Raw genomic sequence first — 16,486 nt, 5'->3', positions numbered from 1 at the left:
TGTCCCGGTCCGGTATCGGTGCTTGAGGTCCTCTGAGTGCTTGCACTACTGTGCATAGGCGGATGGCTTTGGTTTCGCGCGCATTTGTATGGGTGTGGCCAGGGCTGTGGACCGGGCGAGAGGATCTTGAGAGGATCTATGGATTTCAAGACGACCAACACAGTCGATGCGACGGAGGTGTGGCTGACGGGCCGCCTCGAGTTCACCGACCATGACCGGCTTCGAGACATCGTCGAGCTGGTCGAGCAGTCCCACGCGCGGCGCTTCGTCATCGACATGTCGAAGCTGGACTTCATCGACTCCGCCGGGCTCGGGATGTTGCTGATCCTCCAGGAGGAGACCGAGAGCCGCAACATCAAGATGATCGTCCGCCATCCCCAGGGTGACGTGAAGCGGTCGATCGATCTGGCGCGGCTGGGCGAGATCATCACCATCGAGTCCTGATTGGCCGAATTCCGAACTGCCGAGTCCTGACCTGCCGGTCCTTGTCCCAGGGGAGTTTGCCGCATGGACGCCGCTCTGCAAGACTGCCCGGCCGAGCCGATCTTCCGCGGCTTCAGCCTGTTGCGCGACCGGGTGCCCGCCGACATGGCCGCCCGCGTCGCGTCGCGCTTCGCCGGGACGGTGCAGGACCAGCGGGACGATGCCGTGGCAACCGGGCGGGGGCTGCCGGACCGGGCGGTGGAAACGCTGCTGATGGAGCGGGCCGACCGCGACCGTCTGCGCGCCGCCTTCGACCGCAGCCCCTTTCTGACGGTCGAGCTGGGGGAGGGCACCGACGAGGCGGCGGCCCCGCTCGACGACTGGTCGGGCGCGCCCGCGGCGGACGATCCCGGGCTTCCCGGATTCTACCTGTCGCTGACCACCGGCACCGCCTATGGCCTGCAATGCCCGGTGCTGGTCTGCGACGAGCTGGTGCGGCGCGGCGCCCTCGATCCGCAGCGCCGGTCCAATGTGGAGCTTTGCCTGCACGAGGCCGTCGCCAACGCCATCGTCCATGGCAATCTGGGCCTGTCCAGCGCGGTGAAGGGGGAGCCGGGCGGCTATCGCCGGTTCAGCGAGATGATGCGCGACCGGCTGGGCGATCCCGCCGTGACGCGGCGGCGGCTGGACATCTTCTGCCGCTGGAACGGGCGCTGCATCGCCATCGCGGTGGTGGACCAGGGCGGCGGATTCGACACCGCGCTGGCCCCGGCGACCACCGGCAACAAGGCGCGGTCGGGCCGCGGCTTCGTCTTCATGCGGACGCTGGCCTCTCGGGTGACGGTGACCGACGGCGGGCGCTGTACCGTCCTGCAGTTCGACCGCTGACGGAGCGTCCATGGCCGCGCCCGCCCTGTCGCTGTCGGACTGCCGCGTCCTGATCGTCGACGACAACGAATTCAACCGCAAATCGCTCGCCCTGGTGATCCGCCGCGCCGGCATCGCCGAGATCGCCTTCGCCGAGAATGGCCGGGAAGGGCTGGCGGCGGTCGACCGTTTCCGCCCCGACCTCGTCCTGCTGGACGTCGACATGCCGGTGATGAACGGCTGGGAAATGTGCGAGGCGCTGCGCCGCAACGCGACGCACGAGCAGCTTCCCGTGCTGTTCCAGACCGCGCTGGACAGCGACGAGGAGCAGGTGCGCTGTTTCGAGGCCGGCGGCAGCGACTTCATCTCCAAGCCGATCAAGCCCGGCGAATGCGTGGCGCGTGTCCGCCACCAGCTGGAAAAGCGCAAGCTGTTCAACGATCTCGCCGCCTTCCGCGAACGGGTCCAGCGCGAGCTGTCGCATGCCCGCGCCATGCAGACCTCGCTTCTGCCGGAGACCCGCAAGCTTGCCGAGGTGGCGGACCGCTACGGCCTGACGCTGGACGCCCATTTCGAGACCTCGTCGGAACTGGGCGGCGATTTCTGGGGCCTCTATCCGCTGGGCGACCGTCGGTTGGGGCTTCTGATGATCGATTTCGCCGGGCACGGCATCACCGCGGCGATCAACACCTTCCGCCTGCACACGTTGATCGACCGCTTTCCGATGCAGCATATGGCGCCGTCGCAATGGCTGACCCAGCTGAACGGCGCGCTGAAGGACGTGCTGCCGACGGGGCAGTTCGCCACCGCCTTCTTCGGCATCCTCGACCTCGCCATCGACACGCTGACCTTCGCTGCGGCGGGTTCGCCCAACCCGGTGCTGGGAACGCCGGCCGGCGCGAAGGGAAACGGGCCGGATATCCGCCTGCTCGACTCGGCCGGGCTGGTGCTGGGCGCCTCGCGCCGGGCGCAGTATGTCGACCAGAGCCACCGCCTGCCGCGCGGCGGCTTCCTGTTCCTGTACAGCGATGCCCTGATCGAATGCGGCAGCGAGGAGCATGCCCCGCTGGGGCAGGACGCCGTGCCGGATTTTGTCCGTGACGCGCTGGCCCGCGACCGCCAGCACCCGCTGCGGCCGATGATGGACAGTTTCTATGCCCGCACCAGCCTGCCGCTGCGCGACGACCTGACCGCGGTGTGGGTCGCCCGGCGGGCGTGACGGAGGGACGCGAGCCTTACGGCGCGAACTGTTCCTTCAGGATGCGCTCTTCGAAGTTCAGTTCCGGGTCGAACAGCAGGGTCAAGCCGACTTCGCGGCATTCCTGGACCTCGACCCGCAGAACCTCGCGCACCTCGGTGAAGTCGGCGACGGCGCTGACCGGGCGCTTGCCCTCCTCCAGCACGTCGAAGGTGATCTTGGCGGTGTGCGGCAGCAGTGCGCCGCGCCAGCGCCGCGGGCGGAAGGCGCTGATCGGGGTCAGGGCCAGGACGCCGGCATTCAGCGGCACGATGGGGCCGTGGGCCGACAGGTTGTAGGCGGTGCTGCCGGCCGGCGTCGCCACCAGCGCGCCGTCGCAGATCAGCTCCGGCAGCCGGACCACCTTGTCGATGGTGATGCGCAGCTTGGCCGCCTGCCGCGTCTCGCGCAGAAGGGAAACCTCGTTGATGCCGAGCGCCTCGACCCGCTCGCCGTTCACCCGCGTCGCCACCATGCGCAGCGGATGCAGGCGGACATGCTGGGACGCCACGATCCGCTCCGCCAGATCCTCCTCGCGGTAGGCGTTCAGCAGGAAGCCGACCGAGCCGCGGTTCATGCCATAGACCGGAGTCGGCCGTTCCCGGTTGCGGGTCAGCGCCCGATGCAGGGTTTCCAGCAGGAAGCCGTCGCCGCCCAGCGCCACGATGACGTCTGCTTCGTCCGCCAAGGCATTGCCGTAGCGGTGGACCAGCCGGGTGCGGGCGGCGCGCGCCTCGTCCGTGTCGGCGCAGGAAAAGGCGATGCGCAGCGCATCGGGCGCCGGCATCAGCGGCGCCTGCGCATCTGCGGACTGGACAAGGCCGGATTGATCGACGGCGGGCGGCGTGGCGGCGGATTCGGTCATGGCGCGACCATACCGCAGTCCGGCCCTCGCGCAAAAGTATCGCGCGGTGACGACCCGATGCAAAAGAGCGCATCCGTCGGCCGCAGCCATTGGCCGCACAACGAAAAAGGGGACCGCGGCCGGTCCCCTTTTTTTGCGATGTGGAACTGCTGGATGAAGCGGATCGGCCGAACTTACTCGACCATCTCCGACACCATCTCCTCGTCATCGTCGCCGGAGGTGCGCTTCGGCCGGTTGCCTTCGGTATAGTCGAAGGCCGGCTTGTCGTCCTTGACGGTGACCTTGACCAGACCGCCCTTGCTGAGCTTGCCGAACAGCAGCTCTTCCGCCAGCGGCTTCTTGATGTACTCCTGGATCACGCGGCCGAGCGGGCGGGCGCCGTAGAGCGGGTCGTAACCCTTCTTGCCCAGCCACTCGCGCGCCTCCTCGTTCAGCTCGATGGACACGCCGCGGTCTTCCAGCTGCGCTTCCATCTGCATGATGAACTTGTCGACGACGCGGTTGATGACCTCCTGCGTCAGCGGCGCGAACGGGATGATCGCGTCGAGACGGTTGCGGAACTCCGGCGTGAACATCTTCTCGACCGCTTCGATGTCCTCGCCGACCCGGCGGTCACGCTCGAAGCCGATGGCGGGCTTGGCCATGTCGGCGGCCCCGGCGTTCGAGGTCATGATCAGGATGACGTTGCGGAAATCGACGATCTTGCCGTTGTGGTCGGTCAGCTTGCCGTGGTCCATGATCTGCAACAGGATGTTGAACAGGTCCGGATGGGCCTTCTCGATCTCGTCCAGCAGCAGGACACAGTGCGGGTGCTGGTCGATGGCGTCGGTCAGCATGCCGCCCTGGTCGAAGCCGACATAGCCCGGAGGGGCGCCGATCAGGCGCGACACCGTGTGCCGCTCCATGTACTCGGACATGTCGAAGCGGGTCAGCTCGATGCCCAGCGTTATGGCGAGCTGACGGGCCACTTCGGTCTTGCCGACACCGGTCGGGCCGGTGAACAGGTAGTTGCCGATGGGCTTCTCCGGCTCGCGCAGGCCGGCTCTCGCCAGCTTGATCGCAGAGACCAGCGCGTCGATCGCCTTGTTCTGGCCGAAGACCATGGTCTTCAGGTCGCGCTCCAGGTTCAGCAACGTTTCCTTGTCGTCGCGGCTGACCGACTTCGGCGGGATGCGGGCGATCTTGGCGACCACCGCCTCCACGTCCTTCACGCCGATCTTCTTGCGACGCTTGTTCTCCGGCAGCAGCATCTGCGCCGCACCGACCTCGTCGATGATGTCGATGGCCTTGTCGGGCAGCTTGCGGTCGCCGATGTACTTGGCCGACAGTTCCACCGCGACGCGGATGGCGTCGGCGGTGTAGGTGACCTTGTGGTGCTTCTCGTAGTAGGGCTTCAGCCCCTGGAGGATCTTGATCGCATCCTCGACCGACGGCTCGTTGACGTCGATCTTCTGGAAGCGGCGGACCAGCGCCCGGTCCTTCTCGAAGTAGCTGCGGTATTCCTTGTAGGTGGTCGAACCGATGCAGCGCAGCGAGCCGGACGCCAGCGCCGGCTTCAGCAGGTTCGAGGCATCCATCGCACCGCCCGAGGTGGCGCCGGCGCCGATCACCGTGTGGATCTCGTCGATGAAGAGGATCGCCCCCTCCGTCGCCTCGAGTTCGGACACGACGGCCTTCAGCCGCTCCTCGAAATCGCCGCGGTAGCGCGTGCCGGCCAGCAGCGAGCCCATGTCGAGCGCGAAGATGGTGGCGTTGCGCAGCACCTCAGGCACTTCCTGCTGCACGATGCGGCGGGCGAGGCCCTCTGCGATGGCGGTCTTGCCGACACCGGGGTCGCCGACGTAGAGCGGGTTGTTCTTCGACCGCCGGCACAGGATCTGGATGGTCCGTTCGACCTCCTGCTCCCGGCCGATCAGCGGATCGATCTTCCCGCCGGACGCCTTCTTGTTCAGGTTGACGCAATATGCGTCCAGTGCTTCGCTGCCTTTTTTCACGACCTTCTCCGCCGCCGCCTCGTCGTCAGCGCCCGAGACACGCTTTGTTTCCGAGCGGCCCGGAGCCTTCGCGATTCCGTGAGAGATGTAGTTGACCGCATCGAACCTGGTCATCTCCTGCTCCTGCAGGAAGTAAACCGCGTGGCTCTCGCGTTCAGAGAACAAGGCAACGAGCACATTTGCTCCCGTCACCTCCTCACGTCCCGACGACTGGACGTGGATGGCCGCACGCTGCAGAACCCGCTGGAAACCAGCCGTCGGCTTGGCATCATCGGGCCTGTTCGTGATAAGGTTCGCCAGCTCATTGTCGAGGTAATCCGACAGTTCCGCGCGCAGTCGGTCGAGATCGATCCCGCAAGCGCGCAAGACGGCGGTAGCATCGGAGTCTTCGGTCAACGCGAGAAGCAGATGTTCGAGCGTCGCGTATTCATGCCTGCGCTCGTTCGCGTGGGCCAGGGCTCGGTGCAGCGTCTGTTCCAGGTTACGCGACAGCATGTGTGGGTCTAATCCTTTTCTAACGTGCATTGCAGCGGGTGCTGGTTCTGGCGCGCAAAGTCCATCACCTGCGTGACTTTCGTCTCCGCCACCTCGTAGGTGAACACGCCGCACAACCCCACACCCCGCCGGTGCACATGCAGCATGATCTGTGTCGCTTCCTCCCGCGATTTGCTGAAGAAGCGTTCGAGAACGAGAACGACGAACTCCATGGGAGTGTAATCGTCGTTCAGCATCAACACCTTGTACATCGACGGCTTCTTGGTCTTCGGCTTGGCCTTGACGACCACGCCGCTGTTAGTGCCGTCGTTGCCCTGCTTGTCAGAGTCGGCCATGGTCCCAGTCGAATGTCATCGCGATGCACTTTCACTGGGAATGATATGGTCATTTCGGGCGCGGTGGGAAGGGGCCGTTTTCAGCCGACCTCCATTTGGCGGGTCTCTTTCCACGTTTCGGCGCTTTGTGCGGCCAATTGTCCGGTTCGCCGTTCTGCTCCGGAGGATGGGCATAGGCGGTGGCGGGGCTGGGTATATCCTCCGGGTTCTTTCGCGTTCCATCCTCTTGAAAGTAAGAGGGAGCCTGCATATCTCAGCAAGTCAGGTTCGACCCTGGTGCTTCCATGATTGTTCGGCACGCTGCGCGTCTCGAGACGAGGCAGGTGACTTTGTGGCTTTCGTCGATGCGATCGGTTCGTGGCGGCGTGAATTTCCAGTGATGCAGTTCGCTGGAAGGTAGCGTTTTGCGCGAATAACCGTTGACTCGCTATCCTTTGAGGATGTATCCCCTCGAGGGCCATAGGGCTTTGCCTGATTGATCCTTCATGCGTACGATAGTATGTTTTTCGTACGGGTGTATGTGCTCAAGACAAAGAAGAACGTGTTTGGGAAGGGTGCCGCCATGACGGATACGAACCTACCTTACTTATCGGGAGCGGCATTATCGCCATCGATTGCCGACAAGCAGGACCGTAAGCCGGTGACCGCGCGGGATATGCTGGCGCGGCCGGGCTTTCGGGAGCGGATTTCTGAAAAGCAACCCAATCATTTCGAGAATCACAATCGAGCCTTGGCGGAATCTCAATTGGAGGCTCGTTTGGCTGCGCTGTACCAATGCACTGACCAGCCTGACTGATCTCTGTCCCAGAAGGCAAGTTGGAAATTTTCAACTGCAAGTGCACTTTCAAGGTTTTTGAACAGCGAAATTCGCATTTCAGTACAGATGGGAATCCAAGCGCAAGCTGTTAAGGCTTGCGCTGAAAAGCATTTCTTTCGTCAAGGGGTCTGTCTTGCCAACTGTTCATTGCGACCAAGATAAGAGAGGCCAGTGCGATTATCAAGCTAAGGCATCTTGCAAAGCGATGCCTCTCGTATGGGGGGAATATTGCAACTACGAGATTGCTTTTATAGATGATCGCTTCCAAGGGCTGAAGGTTGTTTATAACGCCTTTGAAAAATTTTTCAAAGACAAGGTCGGCAATCATAAATTTTGGCTCAACGAGACAATTTTGTGGGAAATTTGCTTCATTTACGCAAATGATCTCAAGCCCGTGCGGCAGTTTCATGCGGTCGATGGTGGATGCGATCGCAATCGTCGCGCTGCGTTCCTTGCTCGTCTGATTTCGCTGCACCGGCCGATTTATATCGAGGAAATGGCCTCGGTGGATGCGGAGCAGTTGTCGTCCAAGACCATTTTGATTCTAAATGAACATTTCGCCTTGAATGCCATGATGCATTTCTTGGAGCTTCCGGCAGAAGCGTTCGGCGAACCGGGAATCGGCAAGATCGCAAAGGATCTGATCTTTATTTTCGGTCATCGCGATCCGCAACCGGAATCCCTGGTTACCATTGCCCGCCTGATGACGAATCTCTATTCGCTCTATGGCCGGCTCATCGCAGAGCGCAAACGGGCAGAGGCGGCAGAGTTGGAAGTAAAGAAACTTTCGGCTCGACTGGCTAAATTGACGTAGCCGACTGCCTTTTTCCGTTACGTCCCGGCTTCCGGATCTCGCGCATGAGAATGCCCGGCGTCTCGTTCAGAGCGCCGGGCATTCTCATGTCTGTGACAGAGGGACCGGTGACCGGCCCCCCCAAGTCGGTTTGGCTCAAGCGACCTTCTTCGACAGAACCTCGACCGTGGCGTTGACGCGGGCGTTCAGCGGGGCCAGCGCCTCGTTGGCGACCTTGACGGTCAGCTCCTGCAGCTTGGTGCTCTCCGACACGAACGCGTCGAGGCTGGCCTTGGTGTAGGCCTTCTGCAATTCGACCAGTTCCTGGATCGTCTTCACCGCCAGCAGGGCCTTGGCGTTCGACACGCTCTTCTCCAGCGAGGACTGGGTGAAGGCGGCGACCTGCTTGCCGGCCTCTTCCGCGCCCTTGGCGACGACGGTGCCAGACTTCACGAGCGCATCGACATTCTCCTTGGTGAGAACGGTCAGCTCGTCATAGCTCTTCAGCACCTTGGCGGAGGCCTTTTCGATCTGCTCCTGCTGGGCCTTGGCCAGGCCTTCCAGGTTCTGCTTGGCAGTGGCGATGGCGTCTTCGACGGACTTGGTGACGGCGGCGATCTGGTCGGACATGGCTATGCTCCTCGCGCTCTCTATAAGGGGTCAACCGCGCGGCCCCGGCGATGCGGCGGCCGATTGCGGAGTGGGTTGAAACCCTCGGACCCCGGCAGAGCGGGCGCCCGAGATATGCTGCACTGCAACATGACCTGAAGATAAGGAATCCGCGGGGCGGAGTCAATCCGTATTGTGCGCTGCACAAAAAACTTCCGCGCGAAAATCCGGCAGGTCCATCGGTGGCCCGAACGCAAGACGGCCCGGCAACCGCGTGGAGGTTGCCGGGCCGTTTGCGATGCCGGGGTCCATGGCTGAACCCCGGCCGTCTCATGCCATCCGATGGGGCCGATCAGGCGGCGATCGGCTTGGCAATCGGCTTGGCGAAGGTCTCGACCGTCGCGGTGACGCGAGCGTTCAGCGGGGCCAGCGCCTCGCTGGTGACCTTGGTCGACAGCTCCTGCAGGCGGGTGGTCTCGGCCAGCAGCGAGTCGAAGCTGGACTTCAGGAAATCGTTCTGCAATTCCACCACTTCCTGGATGGTGCGGGCGGTCAGCAGGGCCCGGCCGGTCGTGATGGACTTGTCCAGAGCCGACTGGCCGTAGGCAACGACTTCGCGGCCCAGATCCTCGGCGCCCTTGGCGGCGATGGTGCTGCTGGCGATCAGCGCCTCGACATTGGCCTTGCCGGTGGCTTGCAGGTCCTCGTAGCTCTTCAGCAGCTGGGTGGCAGTCTTCTCGAACTGCTCCTTGGCGGCGGTCGCCGTCTGCTCGAACTGCTTGACTGTCTGCTCCTGGCCGGCCTTCACCAGGCCCTCATACTGCTCCTTGGCCTGGGCGGCGACGTTTTCGAGCGACTTCGGCGTGAACTGGTTCATGGCGCGCGTTCCTTCCTGGCTGATGCCGGCATTTGGTTGGGAGCCCCGTCCGCCGCAAAGCCTGGCGCGAGCAGCCTGCCGGCAGCGGTGTGCGTTGCGTTTTTACGCTGTGCAGCCGTTGACCGCCTGATTCCCCAAGCCGCGAAACGGCGCAGGAAATGCTGCACTGCAATATAAGGATTTTATGGGCTAAGCACGGCGCGGTGTCAACAGTCCGTTCGGCGGGTATCCGGCTTACTCCCTTGCGCCGCACCATACCCCCATGGCGTGAAGCTCCGATGACAGCCGCGTCGCTTCCGCTGCCGGCCGGCGCCCGCTTCGCGGAACCGTCGGCAAGTCCTTGAAAGCGGCCCTGATGGCGGATGTCCTTAACGAAGGCTTTACCGGCGCTGGGACAAGTGTAGCTTGGCCGCGGGCGGGACTCGCCTCGGCCATAGGTCAGGTGCGGCGCTTGGACGCGGCGTGCCCGACCATCCGCTCTTCAGGCCGCATCTTCGGGACCATTTCGATCATGACCTATTGCCTTGGCATCAAGACCCGCGACGGCCTGATCGGTCTGTCGGACGGCCGGATCACCAGCGGATCGCAGCTCTCGTCGGCCCGCAAGGTGACGATGATGGGCAGCGGCGGCGACCGCTTCTTCATCATGAATTCCGGCCTGCGCAGCGTGCGCGACAAGACGCTGGCCTATCTGCGCCGCGACATGCAGAAGCGCCGGGGCGAGTCCTATCCGACCATGCTGGACGCGGTTTCGGCCTTCACCGCCTGCCTGCGGCAAGTCGCCGCGGAGGACAGGGAGTCGCTGGAGGCGTCGAAGCTGCACTTCAACCTGCACGCCATCATCGGCGGCCAGCTGGCCGAAGATCGCGAACCCTACATGTTCCTGATCTATCCGGAGGGCAACTGGATCGAGGTGGACGAGCGCACCCCCTATCTGTCGATCGGCGCCACCGCCTACGGCAAGCCGATCCTGGACCGTGCGCTGACCTACGGCACCGATATGCAGACGGCGTTGAAGCTGGCCTACCTGTCCTTCGACAGCACGCGCTTCTCCAGCAACGATGTCGGCTTCCCCATCGACATGGTGTCCTACCATGCCGAATCGCGCAGCTGGCGCCAGTCGAACTACGACTATGACGACCTCGCCGAACAGCGCCAGTGGTGGAACCGCAACCTGACCGAACTGGCCCGGCGCATGCCGGACGGCCCCTGGGTCGAGACGCTGGTCCCGGAGGACATGCGTCCGCGCCAGCCGGCCGAAGAGACCGTCTGAACCCGGCGGTCACCCGTGACCGCCATCTTTGGTTCGGCTCATTTCCCCGGAAGGGCGCTCAGCAGCAGCGCCCCGAAGGGGGCGGTCGGGCCGACCAGCCCATAGCGGCCCAGCCCGTCGCGCCCGACCTGCACCTCGAAGAACACGCCGCCGTCCGCCAGCTGGCCGGAGGAGGGCAGGGTGCGCGGAGCCTCGTCGGGAGCCGGCAGGCCGGGATAGGCGATGCCGGTCGGGTCGATGCTGCGCAGCAGCTCCGGGAACCGGGCGTCGGTGAAGCGGCTGGACGGGTAGGGGTAGGCGGTGAAGAACCACTGGCCGGCCCGGCAACCGTTGATCAGCCAGTAAAAGCCGTTGGACGGCAGCCGCAACCCCTGGGGCGGCGGGTCGAAGACCCCGTCCTCGCGCAGGCGGCCGACGAAGCTGTCGAACTGGGCGGCGCTCAGTTGCAGGGTCGCCGTGTTGCCGCGCGCGGCGGAGAACGGATCGGCCAGCGTCAGGCGGGTGAGATCGGTCGCCTCGATCACGTGGGCTTCGACCGCCGCGCCGCCGCGGTCCGGGTCGCCGACGATGTCGTAGGTGCGGACATGCCGATTGTAGTCGGCGTTGAAGATCAGCCGGTAGCGGTCGGCGCTGTCCTTGCCGCAGCGGGACCGCAGGTCGTCGCCGTTGAGATAGCTGAACCAGGTCAGCTTGCGCGCCGCCGGGTTGTCGGTCGGCCCGACGGAGCTGCAACCGGCGAGCGTAAGCAGCGTGGCCGCCATGGCGGCCACCCCCGCCATCCTGGCGGTTGCGCGGACCATGGTCCGACGGTCACTCATGCGGGGAAAAAAGGCGACCGGAACGGTTCTTTGATGACCACGGCTCATTGTCGCTTGCCTCGCGTCGGCGGCCCCTGGTAGGTGGAGAACGAAGGACGTGGCGGCAAGACCCGATCTCCGGACACCGGTGGGCTTTGGCCTGCCGAGGGCGCCGGTAATCCGTTTGCCCCTTCCGTTCGCGCCGTGCCGCACCCCTTCCGCCGTGCCGTCCCCGCCGTTCCTTACCCTCTACATGCAGGACCAGCATTTTGGCCACAGAAACTGCGAAAAGCCAAAGCAGTAAATTAACGAATTCATGCTAGACACTGATTTCGCACGAATTTACCATTGAACCAAGCACCAAGATCTAGCGGTTGGCGGGGCCATCATGAGTGTAACGCGCAACACCGTTCGTAACGGATTGTTTCCGTTCGCCTTTCGCGCGGCGGATACGGCCGGCGGGCGGAGTTCGGCGGGTATGGGGCGCCATCTGCTCGCGGCGGCTGCGCTGCTGGGGATGGTTGCCGCCGGGTCCGGCCTGTCCGCCGCCGAGGCGCTGGCGGCCAAGGCCGCCGCCATCGTGGTCGATGCCCGCACCGGGCAGGTGCTGATCGACCAGGACGCCGACGCGATCACCCATCCGGCGTCGCTGACCAAGATGATGACGCTCTATCTGACCTTCGACGCGCTGGAGGACGGTCGCCTGACCCTCGACCAGCAGTTGCCGGTCTCGTCCTGGGCAGAGAGCATGACGCCGACCAAGCTCGGCCTGCGCGCCGGCCAGACGCTGAAGGTGGAGACGGCCATCCTCGGCCTCGTCACCAAGTCGGCCAACGACGCCGCCGTGGTGCTGGCGGAGGCGCTGGGCGGCACCGAGTCGCGCTTCGCCGAGATGATGACGCGCAAGGCCCGCGAGCTGGGCATGCGGCACACCGTCTACCGCAACGCCTCCGGCCTGCCGAACATGGAGCAGGTGACGACCGCTCGCGACTATTCCTACCTGTCGCGCGCACTGATGCGCGACCACGCGAAATATTACCCCTATTTCAGCCGCCGCAACTTCGTCTATGGCGGCCGTACCCTGGCCAACCACAACCACCTGATGTCCCGCTACGAGGGCATGGACGGCATCAAGACCGGCTACACCGTGGCGTCCGGCTTCAACCTCGCCGCCTCGGCGGTGCGGGACGGGCGGCGTCTGGTCGGCGTCGTGCTGGGCGGCAAGTCTGCGGTGTCGCGCGACAACAGGATGGCGGCGCTGCTCGATCAGGCCTTCGGCCGGCCCAACCGTGGCCGCGACGATGCGCCGGTGATGGCGAGCCTCGACACCACCCGCTCCGACGCCATCGACGGCGAAGGGGACGATGACGACGAGGAGGTCGAGGTCAAGGCCAAGCCGGTCCGCGCCTCGCTGCAGACCGCGGCGGTTCCGGCGGCGATCCCCGCCGCACCAACCCGTGAAGAGAAGTCCACCCGTGGCGGCAACGCCTCGCATTGGGGGGTCCAGGTCGGCGCCTTCTCCAGCAAGGCCGCTGGCAACAAGGCGGTGTCGCAGGCCGTCAAGCAGGCGCCTTTCCTGCTGCGCACCGCAAAGGCCAGCGTGGTCGAGGCCAAGACCGGCAAGGACACCGTCTATCGTGCCCGTCTGACCGGCATGGACGAGAAGGATGCCCGCAAGGCCTGCGCGGTCCTGACCAAGCACGGTCATCACTGCGTCGCCGTTTCGCCCGGCGAGCGGGGCTAGAGTGTGATCGGTTCAAGCGGAATCGCTTGAAACGTGAATCACACGGAAAACCAAAAGATTAGGGTCTGTCTGGTGCTTCAATAAGCATCAGACAGACCCTAAGAACAGGCTGACTGTCGCCGGCCGGGGTAAGTTATCCCCGCGCCGCGGCAGCGCAACGTTCCAGGAATTCAAGCGCGGGCGTCAGCATGCCGGCCAATTCACCGGCCTGGCCGCCCGTATCGGCGCCCTTTTCCTCCAGGTCCTTCTCCAGAGCGCGTGCGGCGCGGCGCAGGGCGACGCAGCCATATTGGCCCGACACGCCGGCGATCTTATGGGCCATTGCCCCGGCGGTCGTCCGGTCCCCGTTTTTCAGCGCCTCGTCCAGCGTCTGCCCATGCTGGCGCAGCACCGCCACCGTCTTGTCGATCAGTTCGGCGACGCGGGCGGCGGGCAGCATCTCCTGCATCGTCCCGATGGCGCGCTCGTCGAACGCCGGCTCGGACGCCGACTCAGCTGCCGGCGTCCTGGCCTGCGCTCCCCGGCTCAGTGCCGCCAGCAGGGCGTCGAGCCGCAGCGGCTTGATCAGCGTGCCATCGGCTCCGCAGCCGTCGCAGCGGTCCTGGCCTTCGCTGGTGGCGCTGGCGGTCAGCATCAGGATGCGGGGGCTGCCGCCGCTGGGCTGGTGCCGGATGGCGCGAACCGCCTCGTCGCCCGGCAGGCCGGGCAGGCCGAGGTCCATCAGGATCAGGTCGAAGCTGCCGGCCGCGGCGGCGGCGACGGCGGCCTGTCCGTCCTCCACCGCCACCACCCGATGGCCGGCGCGTTCCAGCAGGACGCGGGCGGCAAGGCGGGTGACCGTCTCGTCCTCCGCCAGCAGGATGTGCAAGGGATGTGCTGCGCCCATCTGGTCCGCCGGCATGCCGGTCCGCTCTTCCCGGTTGATGTGGTGGCCGCAGTCTAGCCGGTTCTGCGCCCCTCCGCATCCCCGCGGTCGGGTGGCCGGGTCACACGGTCGGTGAGGATTGGGTAAACATTGGATCCTCGATCCGGTGCAGACGGCCGGCGCCCGTCATCGCGGCGCGCAGCAGCAGGGTCTTGCGGCGGGCGGCGGCCAGCTTGGCGACCGGAGCCTCGCGCAGCACTTCGGCGCCGTAGGCGTCGGCGACGATCAGGCCGCAATCCTCCGGGATCAGTTCGGTCGGGAAGCCGTCATCCACCGCGAAGTAGAAAGCGTCGCACCATTCGCGATACTCCCACCATTTCTGGTCGGAGCGGAAATCGGGCACACCGCTCTTCACCTCGACGATCAGGATGTTGCCGGCCTCGTCGATGGCGAGCACGTCGGCCCGCCGGCCGCTCGCCAAACGGAATTCGGTCAGGCTGGCATAGCCGCGCGTCGCCAGCGCCCGCCGGACGCCGCGGAAGATCGGCGGCGCGCCCACAGCCGGGACGCTGGCCTCGGTGTCGGAAACCGGAACGGCAATGTCGTCGCTCATGGCGCGGTGCCACCATCGAAACGGGAACGTGTGGGGAACATGGCGCCACAATGACCTGTCGTCCCGCCCCCGCCAAGAGGCAAAAGGTGGATGCCGGAAATCGCCGCGGCGAAATCAGCCCAACAAAATCGGCCCAGCAGAATTAGCAGGGCAGAATTAGCCGGGCAGAACGACCGGAGGCAGGGGCGCCGGCCGGCAGCGGTCGCGCGGCAGGCTGCGGTCGGCGGGAAAGACCAGCACGACCGCGGTGCCGACGCCGGGCTGGCTGGTCAGCTCCATCCGTCCGCCATGCATCTCGACCAGCCGCTTGACGATGGGCAGCCCCAGCCCTGTCCCGCGGGAGTTGCGGGCGATGGTGGAGTCCGGCGGTTCGAACGGGTGGAGGATGCGCGGAAGCTCGGCGCTCGGGATGCCCACGCCGGTGTCGGCCACCATCAGCCCGATCCCGCCGTCCGGCATCCGATGCGCGGTCAGCATCACCTCGCCGCCGGGACGGGTGTGGGTGACGGCGTTCGACAGCAGATTGGTCAGCATCTGGGTCAGCGCCTGGGCGTCTCCCCGCAGAAGGGGCAGGTCGGCCGGCACCTCGCGGCGCAAATGCACGTCGCCTTCCTTCGCCACCTCCTGCAGGGCGGAGACGACGCGCAGCGACAGCATGTCGAGGTCCACCCCCTCCTCGGCCATCGGCATGCCGCCGCCATCCAGGCGCGACAGTTCCAGGATGTCGTCGATCAGCGCCAGCAGATGGGTTCCCGCATCGCGGATGTCGCCGGCATAGCTGCGGTAGCGGGGGTTGCCCAGCGGCCCGAACGCCTCGGACAGCAGCATCTCCGAAAAGCCGAGGACGGCGTTCAGCGGTGTCCGCAGTTCATGGCTCATCTGGGCCAGGAAGGCGCTTTTGGCGCGGCTGGCGCTTTCCGCCTCGGCGCGGGCGGTTTGGGCTTCCAGCTCGCGTATGCGCAGCCGCTCCTCGTTCAGCTTCAGCGTGGTGACGTCGGTGTAGTGGACCAGCACGCCGCCCGGCACCGCATGTTCGCGGCTGAGCAGCCAGCGTCCGTCGGGCAGCGGCACCACCACCGGCGGCTCCAGGCGGCGATGGCGTTCCAGCCGCACCGCAACCCAGGCGCGGCGCTCCTCCTCGGTGGTCAGGCGCGGGTCGGTCAGGGCGAAGCGGTTGGCCAGCTCTTCGAACGAAACGCCGGGAACCAGCCGGTCGGCCACATCGGGCAGAGCCCTCTTCAGCCGGCCGTTGGCATGGACCAGCCGGTCCTCATGGTCGAACAGGGCGAAGCTTTCCGCGCTGTGCTCAAGCGCTGCGGTCAGGCTTTCGGCCAGCGCCTCGGCCACCGTCGGCGTTTCGGGACCAAGGTCGGTCAGCACGGCGCACAACCCGCCGGCCACAGGGCCGGCCGATACCCGCCAGCGCACCGGCGTCGTGCCGCGCCGCGCCGCGACGGTGCGCTCCACCGGGCCGTGCAGGGCGTCGGCCAGGGCGGCGAACAGGCCGGGGCAGGCGGCATCGATGCCGCCGCCGCGCAGCCGCCGGCCCGTCAGCGGGGCGATGCCCATCAGCCGCTCCGCCGCTGGATTGGCGGACAGCCATTCCAGATCGGTCAGCGCGCCGGTGCAGTCGTGATGCGCCTTGAGCAATGCAACCGCGTCGGGCAGATGCAGCATGGCGAGCGGCAGAGGATCGGCCGGCGGGAGTTCCCCAGCCGCGGTCCCGCTCCGCCCGGCGTCGGCGCAAGTCTGCGTGTCGCAATCCATCCGGCGATCATTGCGACCTATTCCTAAAAAACGCTGAAGGCCGAACCAAATATGTCGCCGAATATTTGTCGAATTGTAACAAATCAGACGAAGAGCCCTTTCAATGCATAGGGTT

At 65.4% G+C, this 16,486-nt stretch carries 16 protein-coding genes; 7 read left to right on the top strand and 9 right to left on the bottom strand.

Translation table 11 applies throughout. From position 1 onward, the window contains the following. Window positions 1–138: 138 nt before the first annotated feature. The 3 genes from CRT60_RS31830 to CRT60_RS31820 all read left to right on the top strand — a co-directional run bounded on the left by CRT60_RS31830 (window position 139) and on the right by CRT60_RS31820 (window position 2,509). On the top strand, window positions 139–444 hold the full coding sequence (locus tag CRT60_RS31830; protein ID WP_098740411.1) for an STAS domain-containing protein: 306 nt from the start codon (window positions 139–141) through the stop codon (window positions 442–444). A gap of 63 nt (window positions 445–507) precedes the next feature. Further along, the gene (locus CRT60_RS31825) at window positions 508–1,311 is read left to right on the top strand and encodes an ATP-binding protein (protein ID WP_098740410.1); all 804 of its coding nucleotides are present in this window, start codon (window positions 508–510) and stop codon (window positions 1,309–1,311) included. A 10-nt stretch (window positions 1,312–1,321) separates the two neighbouring features. Beyond that, window positions 1,322–2,509, top strand: a complete 1,188-nt coding sequence (locus CRT60_RS31820) for a PP2C family protein-serine/threonine phosphatase (protein WP_098740409.1) — start codon at window positions 1,322–1,324, stop codon at window positions 2,507–2,509. A gap of 16 nt (window positions 2,510–2,525) precedes the next feature. Here CRT60_RS31820 and CRT60_RS31815 read toward each other — a convergent pair whose 3' ends face one another. From CRT60_RS31815 to clpS, 3 genes are all read right to left on the bottom strand, one after another. Continuing rightward, entirely contained in the window at window positions 2,526–3,392 is an 867-nt protein-coding gene (locus CRT60_RS31815; RefSeq protein ID WP_425290421.1) for an NAD kinase, read from the bottom strand. A gap of 173 nt (window positions 3,393–3,565) precedes the next feature. Then, entirely contained in the window at window positions 3,566–5,881 is a 2,316-nt protein-coding gene (gene clpA, locus CRT60_RS31810) for an ATP-dependent Clp protease ATP-binding subunit ClpA (protein ID WP_098740408.1), read from the bottom strand. An 8-nt stretch (window positions 5,882–5,889) separates the two neighbouring features. Then, entirely contained in the window at window positions 5,890–6,216 is a 327-nt protein-coding gene (gene clpS / locus CRT60_RS31805) for an ATP-dependent Clp protease adapter ClpS (RefSeq protein ID WP_014246998.1), read from the bottom strand. Between the two features lie 562 nt (window positions 6,217–6,778). Between clpS and CRT60_RS35945 the strand changes: the two genes are divergently transcribed. Together CRT60_RS35945 and CRT60_RS31800 are read left to right on the top strand one after the other, a co-directional pair. Beyond that, window positions 6,779–7,012, top strand: a complete 234-nt coding sequence (locus tag CRT60_RS35945; protein WP_143273433.1) for a hypothetical protein — start codon at window positions 6,779–6,781, stop codon at window positions 7,010–7,012. 154 nt (window positions 7,013–7,166) lie between these two features. Further along, window positions 7,167–7,847, top strand: coding sequence for a hypothetical protein (locus CRT60_RS31800; RefSeq protein ID WP_143273432.1), 681 nt, complete (start codon window positions 7,167–7,169; stop codon window positions 7,845–7,847). A gap of 135 nt (window positions 7,848–7,982) precedes the next feature. Here CRT60_RS31800 and CRT60_RS31795 read toward each other — a convergent pair whose 3' ends face one another. Together CRT60_RS31795 and CRT60_RS31790 are read right to left on the bottom strand one after the other, a co-directional pair. Next, window positions 7,983–8,456, bottom strand: coding sequence for a phasin family protein (locus CRT60_RS31795; protein WP_098740406.1), 474 nt, complete (start codon window positions 8,454–8,456; stop codon window positions 7,983–7,985). Between the two features lie 331 nt (window positions 8,457–8,787). Next, the gene (locus tag CRT60_RS31790) at window positions 8,788–9,312 is read right to left on the bottom strand and encodes a phasin family protein (protein WP_098740405.1); all 525 of its coding nucleotides are present in this window, start codon (window positions 9,310–9,312) and stop codon (window positions 8,788–8,790) included. Between the two features lie 511 nt (window positions 9,313–9,823). On the opposite strand from CRT60_RS31790, the gene CRT60_RS31785 reads away from it, so the two are divergent. Next, on the top strand, window positions 9,824–10,585 hold the full coding sequence (locus CRT60_RS31785) for a proteasome-type protease (RefSeq protein ID WP_098740404.1): 762 nt from the start codon (window positions 9,824–9,826) through the stop codon (window positions 10,583–10,585). Window positions 10,586–10,623: 38 nt separating this feature from the next. Here the strand turns inward: CRT60_RS31785 and CRT60_RS31780 are convergent, their stop codons facing one another. After that, the gene (locus tag CRT60_RS31780; RefSeq protein ID WP_244592867.1) at window positions 10,624–11,385 is read right to left on the bottom strand and encodes a hypothetical protein; all 762 of its coding nucleotides are present in this window, start codon (window positions 11,383–11,385) and stop codon (window positions 10,624–10,626) included. A gap of 475 nt (window positions 11,386–11,860) precedes the next feature. Between CRT60_RS31780 and CRT60_RS31775 the strand changes: the two genes are divergently transcribed. Then, the gene (locus CRT60_RS31775) at window positions 11,861–13,126 is read left to right on the top strand and encodes a D-alanyl-D-alanine carboxypeptidase (RefSeq protein ID WP_098740403.1); all 1,266 of its coding nucleotides are present in this window, start codon (window positions 11,861–11,863) and stop codon (window positions 13,124–13,126) included. 133 nt (window positions 13,127–13,259) lie between these two features. On the opposite strand, the gene CRT60_RS31770 is transcribed toward CRT60_RS31775, so the two are convergent. From CRT60_RS31770 to CRT60_RS31760, 3 genes are all read right to left on the bottom strand, one after another. Beyond that, the gene (locus CRT60_RS31770; protein WP_167421845.1) at window positions 13,260–14,027 is read right to left on the bottom strand and encodes a response regulator; all 768 of its coding nucleotides are present in this window, start codon (window positions 14,025–14,027) and stop codon (window positions 13,260–13,262) included. A gap of 85 nt (window positions 14,028–14,112) precedes the next feature. Beyond that, window positions 14,113–14,604, bottom strand: a complete 492-nt coding sequence (locus CRT60_RS31765) for an MmcB family DNA repair protein (RefSeq protein WP_098740402.1) — start codon at window positions 14,602–14,604, stop codon at window positions 14,113–14,115. A 156-nt stretch (window positions 14,605–14,760) separates the two neighbouring features. After that, complete coding sequence (locus CRT60_RS31760) at window positions 14,761–16,371, bottom strand: PAS domain-containing sensor histidine kinase (protein WP_244592866.1); 1,611 nt, start codon at window positions 16,369–16,371, stop codon at window positions 14,761–14,763. Between the last annotated feature and the right edge of the window lie 115 nt (window positions 16,372–16,486).

This window comes from Azospirillum palustre (genome assembly GCF_002573965.1).
GTDB classification, from domain to species: domain Bacteria; phylum Pseudomonadota; class Alphaproteobacteria; order Azospirillales; family Azospirillaceae; genus Azospirillum; species Azospirillum palustre.
Note: the sequence above shows the minus strand (reverse complement) of the source record. Positions and strands in the feature narration are given on the sequence as shown.